Origin of the sequence: Aurantimonas endophytica (assembly GCF_014196845.1) — a bacterium.
Taxonomy (GTDB): domain Bacteria; phylum Pseudomonadota; class Alphaproteobacteria; order Rhizobiales; family Rhizobiaceae; genus Aurantimonas; species Aurantimonas endophytica.
The window spans coordinates 569,440-586,429 of record NZ_JACIEM010000001.1 but is presented as its reverse complement, the minus strand read 5'-3'; the positions used below and the strand labels follow the sequence as shown (position 1 = coordinate 586,429).

At 66.3% G+C, this 16,990-nt stretch carries 12 protein-coding genes and 1 pseudogene; 8 read left to right on the top strand and 5 right to left on the bottom strand.

Going from position 1 to position 16,990, the window contains the following annotated elements; translation table 11 throughout:
- Positions 1-252 precede the first annotated feature (252 nt).
- The 3 genes and pseudogenes from uvrA to GGR03_RS02865 all read left to right on the top strand — a co-directional run.
- Positions 253-3,102: pseudogene (gene uvrA, locus GGR03_RS02875) on the top strand (excinuclease ABC subunit UvrA); the annotation flags it as partial.
- 74 nt (positions 3,103-3,176) lie between these two features.
- A complete protein-coding gene (locus GGR03_RS02870) occupies positions 3,177-3,803 on the top strand; it encodes a glutathione S-transferase family protein (protein ID WP_183206046.1) in 627 nt (208 codons plus the stop codon).
- Positions 3,804-3,823: 20 nt separating this feature from the next.
- A complete protein-coding gene (locus GGR03_RS02865) occupies positions 3,824-4,633 on the top strand; it encodes a DUF72 domain-containing protein (RefSeq protein ID WP_183206045.1) in 810 nt (269 codons plus the stop codon).
- Between the two features lie 22 nt (positions 4,634-4,655).
- On the opposite strand, the gene GGR03_RS02860 is transcribed toward GGR03_RS02865, so the two are convergent.
- Complete coding sequence (locus tag GGR03_RS02860; RefSeq protein ID WP_183206044.1) at positions 4,656-6,191, bottom strand: NAD(P)H-hydrate dehydratase; 1,536 nt, start codon at positions 6,189-6,191, stop codon at positions 4,656-4,658.
- 288 nt (positions 6,192-6,479) lie between these two features.
- On the opposite strand from GGR03_RS02860, the gene GGR03_RS02855 reads away from it, so the two are divergent.
- The 4 genes from GGR03_RS02855 (at position 6,480) to GGR03_RS02840 (ending at position 11,227) form a co-directional block, all read left to right on the top strand.
- Positions 6,480-6,818: a P-II family nitrogen regulator gene (locus GGR03_RS02855; RefSeq protein ID WP_163044999.1), complete on the top strand. Its 339-nt coding sequence runs from the start codon at positions 6,480-6,482 to the stop codon at positions 6,816-6,818.
- 52 nt (positions 6,819-6,870) lie between these two features.
- Positions 6,871-8,280, top strand: a complete 1,410-nt coding sequence (gene glnA / locus GGR03_RS02850) for a type I glutamate--ammonia ligase (protein WP_183206043.1) — start codon at positions 6,871-6,873, stop codon at positions 8,278-8,280.
- 315 nt (positions 8,281-8,595) lie between these two features.
- On the top strand, positions 8,596-10,620 hold the full coding sequence (gene parE, locus GGR03_RS02845) for a DNA topoisomerase IV subunit B (RefSeq protein WP_183206042.1): 2,025 nt from the start codon (positions 8,596-8,598) through the stop codon (positions 10,618-10,620).
- Positions 10,621-10,666: 46 nt separating this feature from the next.
- Complete coding sequence (locus GGR03_RS02840; protein WP_183206041.1) at positions 10,667-11,227, top strand: hypothetical protein; 561 nt, start codon at positions 10,667-10,669, stop codon at positions 11,225-11,227.
- Here the strand turns inward: GGR03_RS02840 and GGR03_RS02835 are convergent.
- Entirely contained in the window at positions 11,200-11,949 is a 750-nt protein-coding gene (locus GGR03_RS02835) for an alpha/beta fold hydrolase (protein WP_425486696.1), read from the bottom strand. The genes GGR03_RS02840 and GGR03_RS02835 overlap by 28 nt on opposite strands.
- 143 nt (positions 11,950-12,092) lie before the next feature.
- On the opposite strand from GGR03_RS02835, the gene GGR03_RS02830 reads away from it, so the two are divergent.
- A complete protein-coding gene (locus GGR03_RS02830) occupies positions 12,093-13,634 on the top strand; it encodes a DEAD/DEAH box helicase (protein WP_183206039.1) in 1,542 nt (513 codons plus the stop codon).
- Positions 13,635-13,722: 88 nt separating this feature from the next.
- Here the strand turns inward: GGR03_RS02830 and hflX are convergent, their stop codons facing one another.
- From hflX to trkA, 3 genes are all read right to left on the bottom strand, one after another.
- Positions 13,723-15,111, bottom strand: coding sequence for a GTPase HflX (gene hflX, locus GGR03_RS02825; RefSeq protein ID WP_183206038.1), 1,389 nt, complete (start codon positions 15,109-15,111; stop codon positions 13,723-13,725).
- Complete coding sequence (gene hfq / locus GGR03_RS02820; RefSeq protein ID WP_163044993.1) at positions 15,112-15,360, bottom strand: RNA chaperone Hfq; 249 nt, start codon at positions 15,358-15,360, stop codon at positions 15,112-15,114.
- Positions 15,361-15,557: 197 nt separating this feature from the next.
- Positions 15,558-16,934, bottom strand: a complete 1,377-nt coding sequence (gene trkA, locus GGR03_RS02815) for a Trk system potassium transporter TrkA (protein ID WP_183206037.1) — start codon at positions 16,932-16,934, stop codon at positions 15,558-15,560.
- Positions 16,935-16,990 lie beyond the last annotated feature (56 nt).

The following is a 16,990-nucleotide window of genomic DNA, read 5'->3' as shown; positions in this document are numbered from 1 at the left end:
GACCATACCGGACCCGCTCTCCCGGCGAAACCGCAGGCTGGACCCCGAGCGGCTTATCCAGCGGTAGTTTTCTGCGAGCGCCGGACCCTGCCGCCCAAGGACATCGTCGCCCGCCTTGTGAAACGACACGGGACGATATAGAACAAAATAGGAACATGCAAGCGCGAGCCGAATCGACGCGGCCGCTTGGAACTGCGATCGGGAAGACATAGATAACCGCGTCTTCCCACGACAAGGACTGCCGAGCGCTTCATGGCCGAATTGAAGACGATCTCCATTCGCGGCGCCCGCGAGCACAATCTCAAGAATGTCGATCTCGACCTGCCGCGCGACAGGCTGATCGTCATGACCGGCCTGTCCGGCTCGGGCAAGTCATCGCTGGCGTTCGACACGATCTATGCCGAGGGGCAGCGCCGTTACGTCGAGAGCCTGTCGGCCTATGCGCGGCAGTTCCTGGAGATGATGCAGAAGCCGGACGTCGACCAGATCGACGGCCTGTCGCCCGCCATCTCCATCGAGCAGAAGACGACGTCGAAGAACCCGCGCTCGACCGTCGGCACCGTCACCGAGATCTACGACTATCTGCGCCTGCTGTTCGCGCGCGTCGGCATCCCCTATTCGCCGGCGACCGGCCTGCCGATCGAGAGCCAGACGGTCAGCCAGATGGTCGACCGAGTGCTGGAGCTGGAGGAAGGCACGCGCCTCTATCTGCTCGCGCCGATGATCCGCGGCCGCAAGGGCGAGTACCGCAAGGAACTGGCGGAGCTGCAGAAGAAGGGCTTCCAGCGGGTTCGGATCGACGGCGAGTTCCACGACATCGCCGAGGCCCCGGCGCTCGACAAGAAATACAAGCACGACATCGACGTGGTCGTCGACCGCATCGTCGTGCGGGCCGATCTGTCGGCGCGGCTGGCGGATTCGATCGAGACGGCGCTGGGCCTCGCCGACGGCCTCGCCGTCGCGGAATATGCCGACGGGCTCGACGAGAACGGCAAGCCGCGGCAGCTGGTGTTCTCCGAGAAATTCGCCTGCCCGGTCTCCGGCTTCACCATCCCCGAGATCGAACCGCGGCTCTTTTCCTTCAACAACCCGTTCGGCGCCTGCCCGCGCTGCGACGGGCTGGGGTCGCAGCAGGCCGTCGATCCGAAGCTGGTGGTGCCGAACGACGCGCTGACGCTGAAGGGCGGCGCCATCGCCCCCTGGGCGAAATCGAGCTCACCTTATTACGGCCAGACGCTGGACGCGCTTGGCCGCGTCTACGGGTTCAAGCAGACCGATCGCTGGAGCGAGCTGCCGGAAGCCGCACAGACGGCGATCCTCAACGGCACCGGCCGCGAGAAGATCGAGTTCCGCTATAATGACGGGCTGCGCTCCTACAAGACGACCAAGGCCTTCGAGGGTGTCGTCACCAATCTGGCGCGCCGCTGGAAGGAGACCGACTCGGCTTGGATGCGCGAGGAGATCGAGCGCTACATGTCGGCGACGCCCTGCCCCGCCTGCGCCGGCTACCGGCTGAAGCCCGAGGCGCTGGCGGTGAAGATCGCGGGTCGGCATATCGGCGAGACGACGGAACTGTCGATCCGCGCGGCCCGCGAATGGTTCGAGGCGCTGCCGGAACAGCTCAACGCCAAGCAGAACGAGATCGCCGTCCGGATCCTCAAGGAGATCCGCGAGCGGCTGCGCTTCCTCGACGACGTGGGGCTGGAATATCTGACGCTGTCGCGCGCGGCAGGGACGCTGTCCGGCGGCGAGAGCCAGCGCATCCGCCTCGCCTCGCAGATCGGCTCCGGCCTGACCGGCGTCCTCTACGTTCTCGACGAGCCGTCCATCGGCCTGCACCAGCGCGACAACGAGCGACTGCTGGTGACGCTGAAGCACCTGCGCGACATCGGCAACACGGTGATCGTCGTCGAGCACGACGAGGACGCCATCCTCGCCGCCGACTACGTCGTCGACATCGGTCCCGCTGCCGGCATCCATGGCGGCGAGGTCATCGCCGCCGGCACGCCGGCGGAGATCATGGCGCATCCGCGCTCGCTCACCGGCCGGTACCTGTCGGGCGATCTCGGCGTGCCGGTGCCAGCCAAAAGGCGCAAGCCGCAGAAGGGCAAGCGGCTCAAGGTCGTCGGTGCACGCGGCAACAATCTGAAGAACGTCACGGCCGAGATTCCGCTCGGCCTGTTCTCCTGCGTCACCGGCGTCTCCGGCGGCGGCAAGTCGACCTTCCTGATCGAGACGCTCTACAAGGCCGCGGCGCGGCGGATTTCCAACGCTCGTGACGTGCCGGCCGAGCACGACCAGGTCGAGGGGCTGGAACTGCTCGATAAGGTCATCGACATCGACCAGTCGCCGATCGGCCGGACGCCGCGCTCGAACCCCGCGACCTACACGGGCGCCTTCACGCCGATCCGCGACTGGTTCGCGGGCCTGCCCGAGGCAAAGGCGCGGGGCTACCAGCCCGGCCGCTTCTCCTTCAACGTCAAGGGCGGGCGCTGCGAGGCGTGCCAGGGCGACGGCGTCATCAAGATCGAGATGCACTTCCTGCCGGACGTCTATGTCACCTGCGACGTCTGCCACGGCAAGCGCTACAACCGCGAGACGCTGGAGGTCACCTTCAAGGAGAAGTCGATCGCCGATGTGCTCGACATGACGGTCGAGGAAGGCGTCGACTTTTTCGCCGCGGTGCCGGTGGTGCGCGACAAGCTGGCGACGCTCAAGGAGGTCGGGCTCGGCTACATCAAGGTCGGCCAGCAGGCGACGACGCTCTCGGGCGGCGAGGCGCAGCGCGTAAAGCTCGCCAAGGAACTGTCGCGCAAGGCCACCGGCCGCACGCTCTACATCCTCGACGAGCCGACCACCGGCCTGCATTTCCACGACGTCGCCAAGCTGCTCGAGGTGCTGCACGACCTCGTCGACCGCGGCAACACGGTGGTGGTGATCGAGCACAATCTCGAGGTCATCAAGACCGCCGACTGGCTGGTCGACATCGGTCCCGAGGGCGGCGACGGCGGCGGCGAGATCGTCGCCGCCGGCACGCCCGAGGACGTGGTGAAGGTCAAGCGGTCCTACACCGGCCACTTCCTGAAGGAACTGCTGGAGCGGCGACCGGGCATCAAGCGCGAGGCGGCGGAGTAGCCGTCGCTCCTGACCTGTCGCCAGTATCGTCGGAGAGACGCATGATCCTCATCGGCCAGTACGACTCCTCCTTCGTGCGTCGGGTCGGCATCGCCCTGACGCTCTACGACATCCCGTTCGAGCACCGGCCGTGGTCGGTGTTTGGCGACGCCGACAAGATTGCCGCGTTGAACCCGCTGACGCGTGTGCCGACGCTGGTCCTCGACGATGGCGAGGTGCTGGTCGACAGCTATACGATGCTCGATCATCTGGATTCGCTGGTACCCGCCGAGAAGGCAATGCATCCGCGCTCCGGTCCGGCGCGGCGGCAATCGCTGAAGGTGACGGCTCTCGCGAGCGGACTGGCCGACAAGGCCGTGAGCCTGTTCTACGAAAAGCGGCTGCACGACGCCGCGTCGCCGGTGTGGGAGGAGCGGTGCCTGCAGCAGATGCGCGGCACGCTGGCTGCGCTCGAGGCCGACCGGGCCGGACGCGACGGCCCGTTCTGGTTCGGCGACCGCATTGGCCACGCGGACATCGCCGTGGCGGCATCCATCCGTCACATGGCCGATTCCCATCCGGAACTGGGGGGACTGGAAGACTACCTGGCGCTTGCGGCGCATTGTGCGGCGATGGAAGCCTTGCCGGTCTTCCGACAGATCTCGCAGCCTTTCATTCCACCGACCTGAGCGAGCAAAGGGAAACCAATATGGCCAAGGCAGGCACGATCCGCGCAGGCATCGGTGGCTGGACGTTCGAGCCGTGGAACGAGACCTTCTATCCGGGCGATCTGCCGAAGAAGCGCCAGCTCGAATATGCCGCGTCGAAGCTGAAGACGATCGAGGTCAACGGCACGTTCTACCGCAGCCAGTCACCGGCGACCTTCGCGAAATGGGCGAGCGAAACACCTGAAGACTTTGTTTTCTCGTTGAAAGCACCGCGTTTCGCGGTGAACCGGAAGGTGCTGGCGGAAGGCGGCGAGTCGATAGAGCGTTTCGTCACGTCGGGGATCACCGAGCTCGGCGACCGGCTCGGCCCGATCCTCTGGCAGTTCGCCGCGACGAAGCAGTTCGATCCCGACGATTTCGCCGCTTTTGTGAATCTGCTTCCCGAAAAGGCCGGCGATCTGCGGCTGCGCCACGTTGTCGAGCCGCGGCACGAGAGCTTCGCCTGTCCCGAGGCGGTCGCGATCTGCCGCAAGGCCGGCGTCGCCATTGTCTGCGCCGAGGCCGAGGATTACCCGCAGATCGCCGACGTGACGGCGGACTTCGTCTATACGCGCCTGCAGATGGGCGACGAGGCCAATCCCACCGGCTATCCGGCCGACGCGCTGGATGGCTGGGCCGCGCGGGCGCGAAAATGGGCGGACGGCGGCCAACCGGAGGATCTGCGGCGAGCCGATCCGGATAATGCGCCGCCGAAGCAGCCGCGCGACGTGTTTCTTTACTTTATCCGCTCCGGCAAGCCGCGGGCGCCGCATGCGGCCATGGCCCTGCAGGAATGCCTGGACGCCGGTTGATCTGCCGACGCCGCCATCAGACTCAGCCTTTCCGGCCGGACAGCGCCTGTAGCTCGGCATGGACCTTCGGCAGCGTCGCCGGCAGGTCTTCCGAGATCAGGCCCGGCCCGAACAGCTCTGCTGCCCGCCCGTGCATCCAGACGCCGGCGCAGGCGGCTTCGAAGCTCGGCATGCCCTGCGCCAGCTGCGCGGCGACGATGCCGGCGAGGACGTCGCCGGTTCCGGCGGTGGCGAGCCACGGCGTGCCATTGGCGTTGATCGTCGCGCGGCCGTCGGGCGCGGCAATCACGGTGTCCCGCCCCTTCAACACGACGATCGCGCCGGAGCGCCCGGCGGCGTTCCTGGCACGGTCGAGCTTGGAATGGCCGCTTTCAGCGGTGATCTCCGGGAACAGCCGCTTGAACTCTCCCTCGTGGGGCGTCAGCACGAGCAAGGGCTCCGCCAGCCCGTGCCGGCTTGCCGCCTCCTTCGCCGTAGCGAACAGCAAGTCCGGCGTCTCCTGAAATGAGCTGATGGCGTCCGCGTCCAGCACCAGGCGCCGGCCCTTCGCGAGGATCGCGGCCGCGAACAGCCGCGCGCGCTCGCCGACGCCGAAGCCGGGGCCGAGGATGAAGGCGTTATAGCGGGCGTCCTCGATCAGCGAGGCAAGGTCGGCGTCATCGTTGCAGCGCTTCAGCATCACCGCCGTAAGGTGCGACGCGTTGACCTGCATGGCGGCCGCCGGCGAGAACAGGGTAACGAGCCCGGCGCCAGCACGCAGCGCCGCCTGGGCAGAGAGACGGCCCGCGCCGGTCTGGCTGGGGCCGCCGGAAAACACCACGGCATGGCCGCGATCGTATTTATGCCCGGCATCGGCGGGGCTCGCGAAGGCCTCCAGCCACAAGGACGGCTCGTTGGCGAAGGTTTGCGGCTTGATGTGGTCGAGTACCGCCTCCTCGATGCCGATATCGGCGACGATTGTGCTGCCGCAAAGGCTGCGCCCCGGCTCCAGCAGATGGCCGGGCTTGCGGCGGAAGAACGTCACCGTCAGGTCGGCGCGGACAGAGGCGCCAAGCACCTCGCCCGAAGCGCCGGAGACGCCGGACGGAAGGTCGATCGCGATAACCGGCGTCGCGACGTCGTTCGCGCGGGCAATCGCGACAGCCGCGTCTCCGTCGACCGGACGTGCGAGCCCCGCGCCGAAAAGTCCGTCGACCACGAGATCGGCATCTTCCGGCTCGAACCCGTCGAGTGAAAGGGTTGGTTCCCGCCATGCCGATGCTGCGGCAGCAGCGTCACCGGACAGGCCGGAAGGGTCGACGAGACCGTAAAGTCGCACGTCCCGTCCCGCATCCCGGAGCAGCCGCGCGACGACGTAGGCGTCGCCACCATTGTTGCCGGGACCGGCGAGCACGGCGATCCGTCGCGCGCCGGCAAATCGGGCGAGTGCAGCTTTCGCCACGGCCGCGCCGGCGCGTTCCATCAAAGCCGTTCCCGGGACGCCGCCTTCGATCGTCAACCGATCGGCTTGTCCCATCTCGCGGGGCGTCAGCAGGGCATGGAGGTACTTATCGGTCATCGGGCGCCTAATATTACAGCTTTATGCCTAAGTGTTGTGCATGCAGTGTGATTTCCGGTCGCGCTCGGTGTAGCCGGTATGGGCAGAGAACGATCAGCAGGGTAACGATAGATTCGATAGGGCGCTCCCGCCGCGGCCCTGATGGTGTATCCATCCGAGCGACCGGGGGACGATAGCCACTATTTCGGGTGTCGCGGCTCGAAGCCATGCCTTTGGCACGCCTCCTGCATTGGGCGGGGGGACGGGCCGGCGGCCCGTGACGGGGGACAACGTCGTGAAGGAATGTCGATGAAGAAGGTCGAGGCGATCATCAAGCCGTTCAAGCTGGATGAGGTCAAGGAAGCGCTCCAGGACGTGGGGCTCCAGGGCATCACTGTCACCGAGGCCAAGGGTTTCGGGCGTCAGAAGGGCCACACCGAGCTCTACCGCGGCGCGGAATACGTCGTCGACTTCCTGCCGAAGGTGAAGGTCGAGATCGTGCTGGCGGACGAGAACGTCGCCGCCGCCGTCGAGGCCATTCGCAAGGCTGCCCAGACCGGGCGCATCGGCGATGGCAAGATCTTCGTCTCCAATATCGAGGAAGCCATCCGCATCCGCACCGGCGAAGCCGGCACGGACGCCATCTGACCCCTCGCCGTCTCCCAACAAAACATATCATTCAATATCAGGAAGGACCGCTATGACGAGCGCCAACGACATTCTGAAGCAGATCAAGGACAACGACGTAAAGTTTGTCGACCTGCGGTTCACCGACCCCAAGGGCAAGATGCAGCACGTCACGATGGACGTGGGCATCGTCGATGAAGACATGTTCTCGGAAGGCTCGATGTTCGACGGATCGTCGATCGCCGGCTGGAAGGCCATCAACGAGTCCGACATGGTCCTGATGCCGGATCCGGAGACGGCCTACATGGACCCGTTCTTCGCCCAGTCGACCATGGCGATCGTCTGCGACATTCTCGATCCGATCTCCGGCGAGGCCTACAACCGCGACCCGCGGTCGACCGCCCGCAAGGCGGAAGCGTTCCTGACCCAGTCCGGGACCGGCGACACGGCGTTCTTCGGCCCGGAAGCCGAGTTCTTCATCTTCGACGACGTGCGCTACAAGGCCGACCCCTACAACACCGGCTTCAAGCTCGACTCGACGGAACTGCCGTCCAACGACGACATGGAATACGAGACCGGCAATCTCGGCCATCGGCCGCGCATCAAGGGCGGCTATTTCCCCGTCCCGCCGATCGACTCCTGCCAGGACATCCGCTCGGAAATGCTGACCGTGATGGCCGAGATGGGCGTCGAGGTCGAGAAGCACCACCACGAGGTCGCCGCGGCGCAGCACGAGCTTGGCATCAAGTTCGACACGCTGACCCGCAACGCCGACAAGATGCAGATCTACAAGTACGTCATCCACCAGGTGGCGAACGCCTACGGCAAGACGGCGACGTTCATGCCGAAGCCGGTCTTCGGTGACAACGGCTCGGGCATGCACGTGCATCAGTCGATCTGGAAAGGCGGCAAGCCGACCTTCGCCGGCGACGAATATGCTGGCCTGTCGGAGAGCGCGCTGTTCTACATCGGCGGCATCATCAAGCACGCCAAGTCGCTGAACGCCTTCACCAACCCGTCGACCAACTCCTTCAAGCGCCTGGTTCCGGGCTACGAGGCGCCGGTCCTGCTCGCCTACTCGGCGCGCAACCGTTCGGCTTCCTGCCGCATCCCCTTCGGCCAGTCGCCGAAGTCCAAGCGCGTCGAAGTCCGGTTCCCGGATCCGACGGCCAACCCCTATCTCGCCTTCTCGGCGATGCTGATGGCCGGCCTCGACGGCATCAAGAACAAGATCCATCCGGGCGAAGCCATGGACAAGGATCTCTACGACCTGCCGCCGGAGGAACTGAAGGAAATCCCGACCGTCTGCCGGTCGCTGCGCGAGGCGATGGAATCGCTCGACGCCGATCGCGATTACCTGAAGGCCGGCGGAGTCTTCGACGACGACCAGATCGACGCCTTCATCGACCTGAAAATGGCCGAGGTGCTGCGCTTCGAGATGACGCCGCATCCGGTCGAGTTCGACATGTACTACTCGGTCTGACGGCCCCGTGCCGGAGGTCTCCGGCACACACGGAAGCAATCAGGGGCGCCTTTCTTGGCGCCCCTTTCTTGTTCTGCAGGCGCGACGAGCGGGGCGCTCACGCGAAGACAGGTCGCCGCCGCGTGGACTGCCCAGCGGGACTGTCTCCGGCCACCCCCGTATCGTCCGGAAACCGTGGATAAAGATGGGAAAAGGCCAGTCGGCCCGGCTCTCCGGGCGGTGCGGGGTTGAAGAACATTTCGTGAAAGTATAGGCAGGTCCCATGTTCGATTGGCGCTCGATCTTCCTGTTTTCCGGCCCGGACGCGACGGCGCGATGAGCGACGACCTGTTTTCCGGCAATGCCGCACGCCAGCCGGCGGCGCCCAAGGCCGCCGGCCGCACACGCGCTGCACCTGCCACGCCACCGCCGCCCGCCGAGTACACCGCTGCCGATATCGAGGTGCTGGAGGGGCTCGAGCCGGTTCGCCGCCGTCCAGGCATGTATGTCGGCGGCACCGACGAGAAGGCGCTGCACCATCTCTTCGCCGAGGTCATCGACAACTCGATGGACGAGGCGACCGCCGGCCACGCCAATTTCATCGAGGTTTCGCTGGAAGCGGACGGCACTCTGTCCGTCGCCGACAACGGGCGCGGCATCCCGATCGACCCGCATCCGAAATACAAGAACAAGTCGGCGCTCGAGGTCATCATGACCACGCTGCACGCCGGCGGTAAGTTCGATTCCAAGGTCTACGAGACGTCCGGCGGCCTGCACGGTGTCGGTGTCTCGGTGGTCAACGCGCTGTCGGAGAGCCTCGAGGTGGAGGTGGCGCGCAACCGGCGCCTCTACAGGCAGACCTATGCGAGGGGCGTGGCGACCGGCCCGCTGGAGGAGGTTGGCGAGGTTCACAACCGGCGCGGCACGAAGGTGCGTTTCCGGCCGGATCCCCAAATATTCGGCGCTGGCGCACGCTTCCGGCCCGAGCGCCTCTACGCCATGGCGCGCTCCAAGGCCTATCTGTTCGGCGGCGTCGAGATCCGCTGGTCCTGCGACCAGGAACTGCTGACGCCGAATGGCGACATCCCGGCGCGCGACATCTTCCACTTTCCCGGCGGCCTGAAGGACTATCTCGACACGACGCTCGGCAAGGACCGGGTGACGTCGCAGATCTTCGCCGGCCGCACCGAGAAGCAGACCGGCCACGGCGCGGTCGAATGGGCGGTCAGCTGGACGCCGGACGACGGCTTCGTCCGCTCCTACTGCAACACCATCCCGACCGGCGAAGGCGGCACGCACGAGGCGGGCCTGCGCTCGGTCCTGCTGCGCGGTCTCAAGGCTTTCGCCGAGGTCTCCGGCAACAAGCGCGCCTCGGTGATCACCGGCGACGACGTCATGCTGACCGCGGCCGCGATGCTGTCGGTGTTCATCCGCGAGCCCGAATTCGTCGGCCAGACCAAGGACCGGCTGGCGACGGCCGAAGCGCAGCGCATCGTCGAGCAGTCGATCCGCGACTCCTTCGACATCTGGCTCGCCTCCTCGCCGCAAGATGCGGCCAAGCTCATCGACTGGGTGGTTGAGCGGGCCGACGAGCGACTGCGCCGCCGCCAGGAAAAGGAAGTCAGCCGCAAGACGGCTACGCGCAAGCTGCGCCTTCCCGGCAAGCTCGCCGACTGCTCGCAGACCGGGGCGGCTGGCGCGGAACTGTTCATCGTCGAGGGCGACTCGGCCGGCGGCTCGGCCAAGCAGGCGCGCGACCGCAAGGTGCAGGCGATCCTGCCGCTGCGCGGCAAGATCCTCAACGTCGCCAGCGCCGGGCGCGACAAGCTCGGCGCCAACCAGCAGCTCGCCGATCTCGTCCAGGCGCTCGGTTGCGGCACGCGCTCGAAATACCGCAGCGACGATCTGCGCTACGAGCGCGTGATCATCATGACCGACGCCGACGTCGACGGGGCCCATATCGCCTCGCTGCTGATCACCTTCTTCTACCAGGAGATCCCGGAGCTCGTGCGCAGCGGCCATCTGTTCCTGGCCGTGCCGCCGCTCTACAAGCTGACGCAGGGCGGCAAGACGGTTTATGCGCGGGACGAGCGCGATCGCGAGCGGCTCGTAGAGAAGGAATTCAAGGGCCGCGGCAAGGTCGAGGTCTCGCGCTTCAAGGGCCTCGGCGAGATGCTGCCCTCGCAGCTCAAGGAAACCACCATGGATCCGCGCAAGCGCACCTTGCTGCAGGTCGTGGTGGACGAGACGCCGGAAGCGGGAACCGCCGGCGCCGTCGAGGCGCTGATGGGCAACAAGCCCGAGGCGCGCTTCCGCTTCATCCAGGACCGGGCGGCCTTCGTCGAGGATCTGGACATCTGACGCCGTCCGTCCGAATGCTGCGCGCAAAGCCATCGGAGAATCGACCGTGACCCGCATCCTGCCAGCCGCCGCCTTGTTCGGCACCGCCCTGCTGATCGCCCTGCCCGCCTTCGGTCAGTCGACCGAGGCGCCGGCATCGAACGAGCCTGCCGCCGGCTCGGCATCCCCCGCGGTTCCCGACACGCAGGCAGCAGCAACTCCGGCCGAGACAGCGACAGATCCGGCCGTGGCGGCGGCCATCGAAGCCCTCTCGCCGCTTGTGGAAGACGTGCAGATCGTCGGCCCCTGGTCGGAAGGCGAGCGCCAGGGCGTTTGGCGGACCGTCATGGTCCAATCACCCGCCGACGAGACGGGGTATCATTTCTTCGTCCAGCAGCTCGAAGGCTCGGGCACCGACCATACAGTGCGGGCGACCACCGAGATCACCGAGATCAACCAGGTGGACGGCGCCATCGTCGGCTATCGGGCGGACGAGCCGAGCCCCGACGCGCCGAGCGGCCTGACGCTGTTCTTCGACATTCTGCCGGCGGACGGCGAGATCGCCGAGACCTACGAGCTGCATTTCGCGCCGGATGCGCCTTACATGTTCGGCCCGGCATCCAACTGAGCCGCCGCTGGCTGGAGCGCCTGAGACCCTGCCGACAGCAACTCGCCGAGTAGTCGCGTCAAAACGTCCGGCGCCTCCATCGAGAGAAGGTGGCCTTTTCCCGGGATCGTCGTGAGGACGGCTTGCGGGATTGCCGCCGCCAGTTCCTGCGAACATTCGACCGGGATGATCTCGTCCGCCGTCCCCACCAGGACCTGCGTCGCCATGGCAAGCTGCGGAAGCGTCGGGCGCTGGTCGGCGCGGCCGATGATCGCCGCCTGCTGGCGCGCGAAGGTCTCGATGCCGACGGCTTGCGCCATCGCCACCACCCGATCTCGCAGGTCCCGATCGTTTCTGGCTTCCGGGCCCAGCAGGCGCGGACACAGCGCCTCCGCCACCGCTTCGATCCCCCGGTCGTATCCGAGCGCGACCAGGCGCCGCCGAACCGCGGTCTGCTCCGGGCTGTCGGGCCGGGCACTGGTCGCGACCAGCGCCAGAGCGGCGACGCGCTCGGGCGCGCGCCGGGCGACTTCCAGCGCCACGTAACCACCCATCGACAGACCGCACAGGACGAAACGCTCCGGTGCGTCGGCAAGCAGGCGGCCGGCCATCGCCTCAATGCTGTCGTCGCTCACCGTGTCCGCGACCGTAACGGTCCCTGGTGGAAGCGCCTCGATCTGCGAGCGGTAGAGATCCGCCGTACAGAGCAGACCCGGAATCAGCACCACGGACGACCTATTCACCATCTTGACCCTGTAAATCGCCGGTTTGAGCGCCATATGGGAGCTTATGGTTGACTCGGAAATGCTATCGCCCTACTGCCCCGCAGTAATGGGCCTTCGAAGTCGTAGACCGTAAACCCCATTATCCAAAGAGAACCTGACGCTTGAAACCATTTTCCGAACTCGGCCTCAGTGCCAAGGTTCTGGCCGCCGTCGAGGCTGCCGGATACAGCGAACCGACGCCGATCCAGGAACAGGCCATCCCGCACGCGCTGGAGCGCCGGGACATTCTGGGGATCGCGCAGACGGGGACAGGCAAGACGGCGTCTTTCGTCCTGCCGATGCTGACGCTCCTCGAGAAGGGGCGCGCCCGGGCACGCATGCCGCGCACGCTGATCATCGAGCCGACGCGCGAACTCGCGGCGCAGGTCGAAGAGTCCTTCGTGCGCTACGGCCGCGACCAGAAGATCAACATTGCCCTCCTCATCGGCGGCATGTCCTTCGGTGACCAGGACAAGAAGATCGACCGGGGCGTCGACGTCCTGATCGCGACCCCGGGCCGGCTGCTCGACCATTTCGAGCGCGGCAAGCTGCTGATGAATGCTGTCGAGATCCTCGTCATCGACGAGGCCGACCGGATGCTCGACATGGGCTTCATCCCGGACATCGAGCGGATCTGCAAGCTCCTGCCGGTCACCCGCCAGACGCTTTTCTTCTCTGCCACCATGCCGCCGGAGATCACCCGCCTCACCGAGCAGTTCCTGCAGAACCCCGTGCGCGTCGAAGTCGCCAAGCCGGCTTCCGCCGCGCTGACGGTGACGCAGCGGCTGGTCGCCTGCCAGAAGGTCGATTCCGAAAAGCGCGAGGCGCTGCGCCGCGTCATTCGCGAAGAGACGGACCTGACCAACGCCATCATCTTCTGCAACCGCAAGCGTGACGTGGCGACGCTCTTCCGTTCGCTCGAACGGCACGGCTTCTCCGCCGGCGCACTGCATGGTGACATGGACCAGCGCTCGCGCACGGCGATGCTGCAGAGCTTCCGCGACAACAAGATCCAGCTGCTGGTCGCCTCGGATGTCGCGGCCCGCGGTCTCGATATCCCGGCGGTTTCCCACGTCTTCAATTTCGACGTGCCGATCCATGCGGAAGATTACGTCCACCGTATCGGCCGCACGGGCCGGGCCGGTCGTTCGGGCAAGGCCTTCACGCTCGCCACCAAGGCAGACAAGAAATATCTCGACGCGATCGAGAAGCTGATCGGCACCGAGATCGAGTGGCAGGGTGCCCCCGCCGCGGCACTGCCCGAAGAGCCGGCCGACGCCGCCCCGAGCGCCCGTCGCAGCTCGCGCCGCACCGATGCCACCGGCGCCGGGCGCACCCGGGTGCGCAAGGAGCGTCCGGCACGCACGGCCGAAGCGGGTGACGAGGCGGCCGTGCCTGTGGTCGAAGCTGAAGCTCAACCTGTTGCCGAGCCGGTGGCTGCCGTCAACGACGAGCCGGAAGTCCGGGCAGCCCGCCCGCCGCGCCGCGCGCGCAGTGAAAGCACGCCGCGTCCGGCGCCGGTCGAACGCGCGAGCGCCGCCCCGGCACCGCGCGCCGCCCCCGTCGACCAGAACCGCGGTCGCGGTGGTGACGATGGCAAGGCGCCGATCGGCTTCGGCGACGACATCCCGGCCTTCATGCTGATCGGCACCGGAGCCCTGTAAGAACCGCCGTCGACAACGCTCGATGCTCATACGAAAAAGCCGGCCCGAGGGCCGGCTTTTTGCTGTCTAGTGCGTCCGGTGCCGATGGTCAGCGGATGGTGACGTCCGGCAATTGCTGCGCCAGCCGGCGCAACTCGGTGCGCGCCTGCGTAGTGATCTCTACGGTCAGCGACACGGCACCGTCCTCGCGGTCCTCGCGGCCGCTCACCGAGGCGTTCTCGTAGAGCCAGGGCAACATGCCCATGCCGTCCGGGCCGACATCCAGCGTCATCTCGCAGAGCGTGCCGGCAATCCGCCGCTCGACATCGTCGAGGAGCGGCGCGATGCCGGTGTTGGCGACGGCGGACACGATATGCGCCGCGCGCGGGTCCGGCAGGCCTTCGCGCACCGCCTCGATATGGCTGAGCGACGCCTCGTCCAGCAGATCGGCCTTGTTCCAGATCTCGATCACGTGCTCGCTGTCGTCGACGTCGATATCGAGGTCGCGCAGGATCTTGCGCACGTCTTCGGCCTGGGAAAGCGTGTCCGGATCGGCCATGTCGCGCACATGCAGGACGAGGTCGGCTTCGATGACCTCTTCCAGTGTCGCCCGGAAAGCTGCGACGAGATGCGTCGGCAGGTCCGAGACGAAGCCCACCGTGTCCGAGAACCGCACTTCCGTGCCGTGCGGCAACGTGGTTCGGCGGACCGTCGGGTCGAGCGTCGCGAAGAGCAGGTCCTGCGCCAGGACGTCGGCGCCGGTCAGCCGGTTGAACAGCGTCGACTTGCCGGCATTGGTGTAGCCGACGAGCGCCACGACCGGATGCGGCGCCTTCTTGCGCTTGGCACGATGCAGCTGGCGGGTGCGCCGGACGGCTTCGAGGTCCTTCTCGAGACGCTTGATGCGCTCCTGCAGCTGTCGCCTGTCCGACTCGATCTGCGTCTCGCCCGGGCCGCCGAGGAAGCCGGCGCCGCCACGCTGGCGCTCGAGGTGGGTCCAGCTGCGCACGAGACGGCCGCGCTGGTAGTTGAGATGTGCCAGCTCGACCTGCAGCCGCCCCTCCTTGGTGCGCGCGCGCTGCCCGAAGATCTCCAGGATCAGCCCGGTGCGGTCCAGCACCTTGGCGTCGAGCTCGCGCTCCAGGTTGCGCTGCTGGACCGGCGTCAGCGGATGGTCGAAGATGACCAGACCGATTTCCTCGGCCGCAACCACCCCCTTGATCTCCTCCAGCTTGCCGGCGCCGATCAGGGTCGCGGGCCGCGGACGCGGGCCCGGGACGACGCCACTCGCCTTGATGTCGAGACCGATCGCCGCCGCCAGTCCCAGCGCCTCCGCGAGCCGCGCCTCGTCGCTGCGCCGTACGAGTTCGGCGCCCGGCGCAATGCCGTCCTCCTTGGCCGAGAACTGCTTGAACACCGGCACGAACACGGCCGCGCGCGTGGCGACGCTCTCGTGCTCGATGGGGCCCTTGGGGTGATTTTCGCGAGGTTCAGTCAATCAGTCTGTCCTGTCGTCGTCCCCGCCGTCATGCATATGGACTGGCTGGGAGGGCATGATGGTGGAAATGGCGTGCTTGTAGACCAGCTGTGAGTGGCCATCGCGGCGCAGCAGGACGCAGAAATTGTCGAAGGAGGTCACCACGCCGGTCAGCTTGACGCCGTTGACCAGGAAGATGGTCAGCGAGATCTTCTGCTTGCGTACGGTGTTGAGGAAGAGGTCCTGGAGGTTCTGCGTCCGTTCCGGCATCGTTGATTCCTTGTTCTATTCTTATTGGCGAAGCGTCGCCGGTCGGCCGGCCCTCGCATCGCACATGGTTCATCACCCGCCCTGCGGCAGCGCCGCATGACGAGCTTGCGGTCTCGTTGCCCAGAGGAATAGAGCCCCGTGGGGCTTTTCCCAAGATGATCCTGCGACGAGGCGTCAAAAAAGCCGTCCGGACGCCGTCAGAAGAACTCCAGGCTGACGCGGAACAGCTGTTCGACATGGCGGACGGCATTCGCGGCCGCAAAGATTACCACCCTGTCCTTCGCCTTGATCTTCGTCAGTCCGTTCGGCCGGACATACTCGCCGTTACGATAGATCGCTCCGATCCGCAGATTCTCCGGAAGATCCAGCTCGCGGAGCGGCTTGCCGACCAGCGGCGATGTTTCCAGCGCCTCGGCCTCGATCACCTCGGCGAGACCGTTCTGGATCGAATGAACGGCACGAATCCGGCCGCGTCGCACGTGCTGCAACACCCGGGATATGGTGACGGACCGCGGGTTGATAAAGGCATCGATCCCCAACGTATGGGTAAAACCTTGGTAGTCCGCGTTGTTCAGCAGCGTGAGGTTGCCGCGGCAGCCAAGGCGCTTGGCCATGACGCTGGCGAGAATGTTGACCTTGTCGTCGTTTGTCAGCGCGACGAGGAGGTCGCTTTCGGAGATATCCGCCTCATCGAGGATGACCTGGTCGAGGCCGCTGCCGTGCAGCACGATGGTCCGCTTCAGCTCGTCCGAGATCGCCACGGCCCGATCATGGTTCGCCTCGATGACCCGGATCCGCGCGCCGAGATTGCGCTTCTCCATCTGCTTGGCGACATAGAGGCCGATATTGCCGCCACCGACAATGACGATCCGCGCCGCTTCCGGCTCCTCGTGCCCGAACAGGCCGAGCGTCCGGCGCACCTGACCGCGCTCCGCAACGACATAGGCGACGTCTCCCGGCACCATCTGGTCGCCCGAGCTCGGCACGAACAGTTTGTCGGCGCGCCAGATCCCGACCACGGTGGCGTTGAGATCGGGAAACAGCTCCGTCAGCTGCTCCAGCGGCGTGTTCACCACCGGACAGTCTTCGCGGCACTCGATCGCCACCATCACGATCGTGTCGTCCGCGAAGCGCACGGCATCCATCGCGCCCGGCAACGCGATGCGCCGCAGCACCATCTCGCCGACCTCGAGCTCGGGCGAGATGATCACGTCGATCGGCATGTTGTCGGTCGAAAAGAGATCCTGCCAATGGGGCCGCAGATAGCTCTGGGCCCTTATGCGGGCGATCTTGGTCGGCACGTTGAACAGCGAGTGGGCGACCTGGCAGGCCACCATGTTGACCTCGTCGTGAAGGGTCACGGCGATGATCATGTCGGCCTGTTCGGCGCCGGCCTCGGCCAGCACGTCCGGCTGCGCGCCGTGGCCGACGAAGCCGCGAGCGTCCAGATTATCCCGGATCGCCTGCACCAGCGACGGCGAGGTATCGATGACCGAGACATCGTTCCGCTCGGAAGCGAGACGTTCGGCAATCCCGTAGCCGACCTGGCCCGCCCCGCAGATGACGACTTTCATGCTGTGCAATCCCTCGCCGACGTGCCGGCAAGCCGTTTCTTAACGGCTTCCCGATG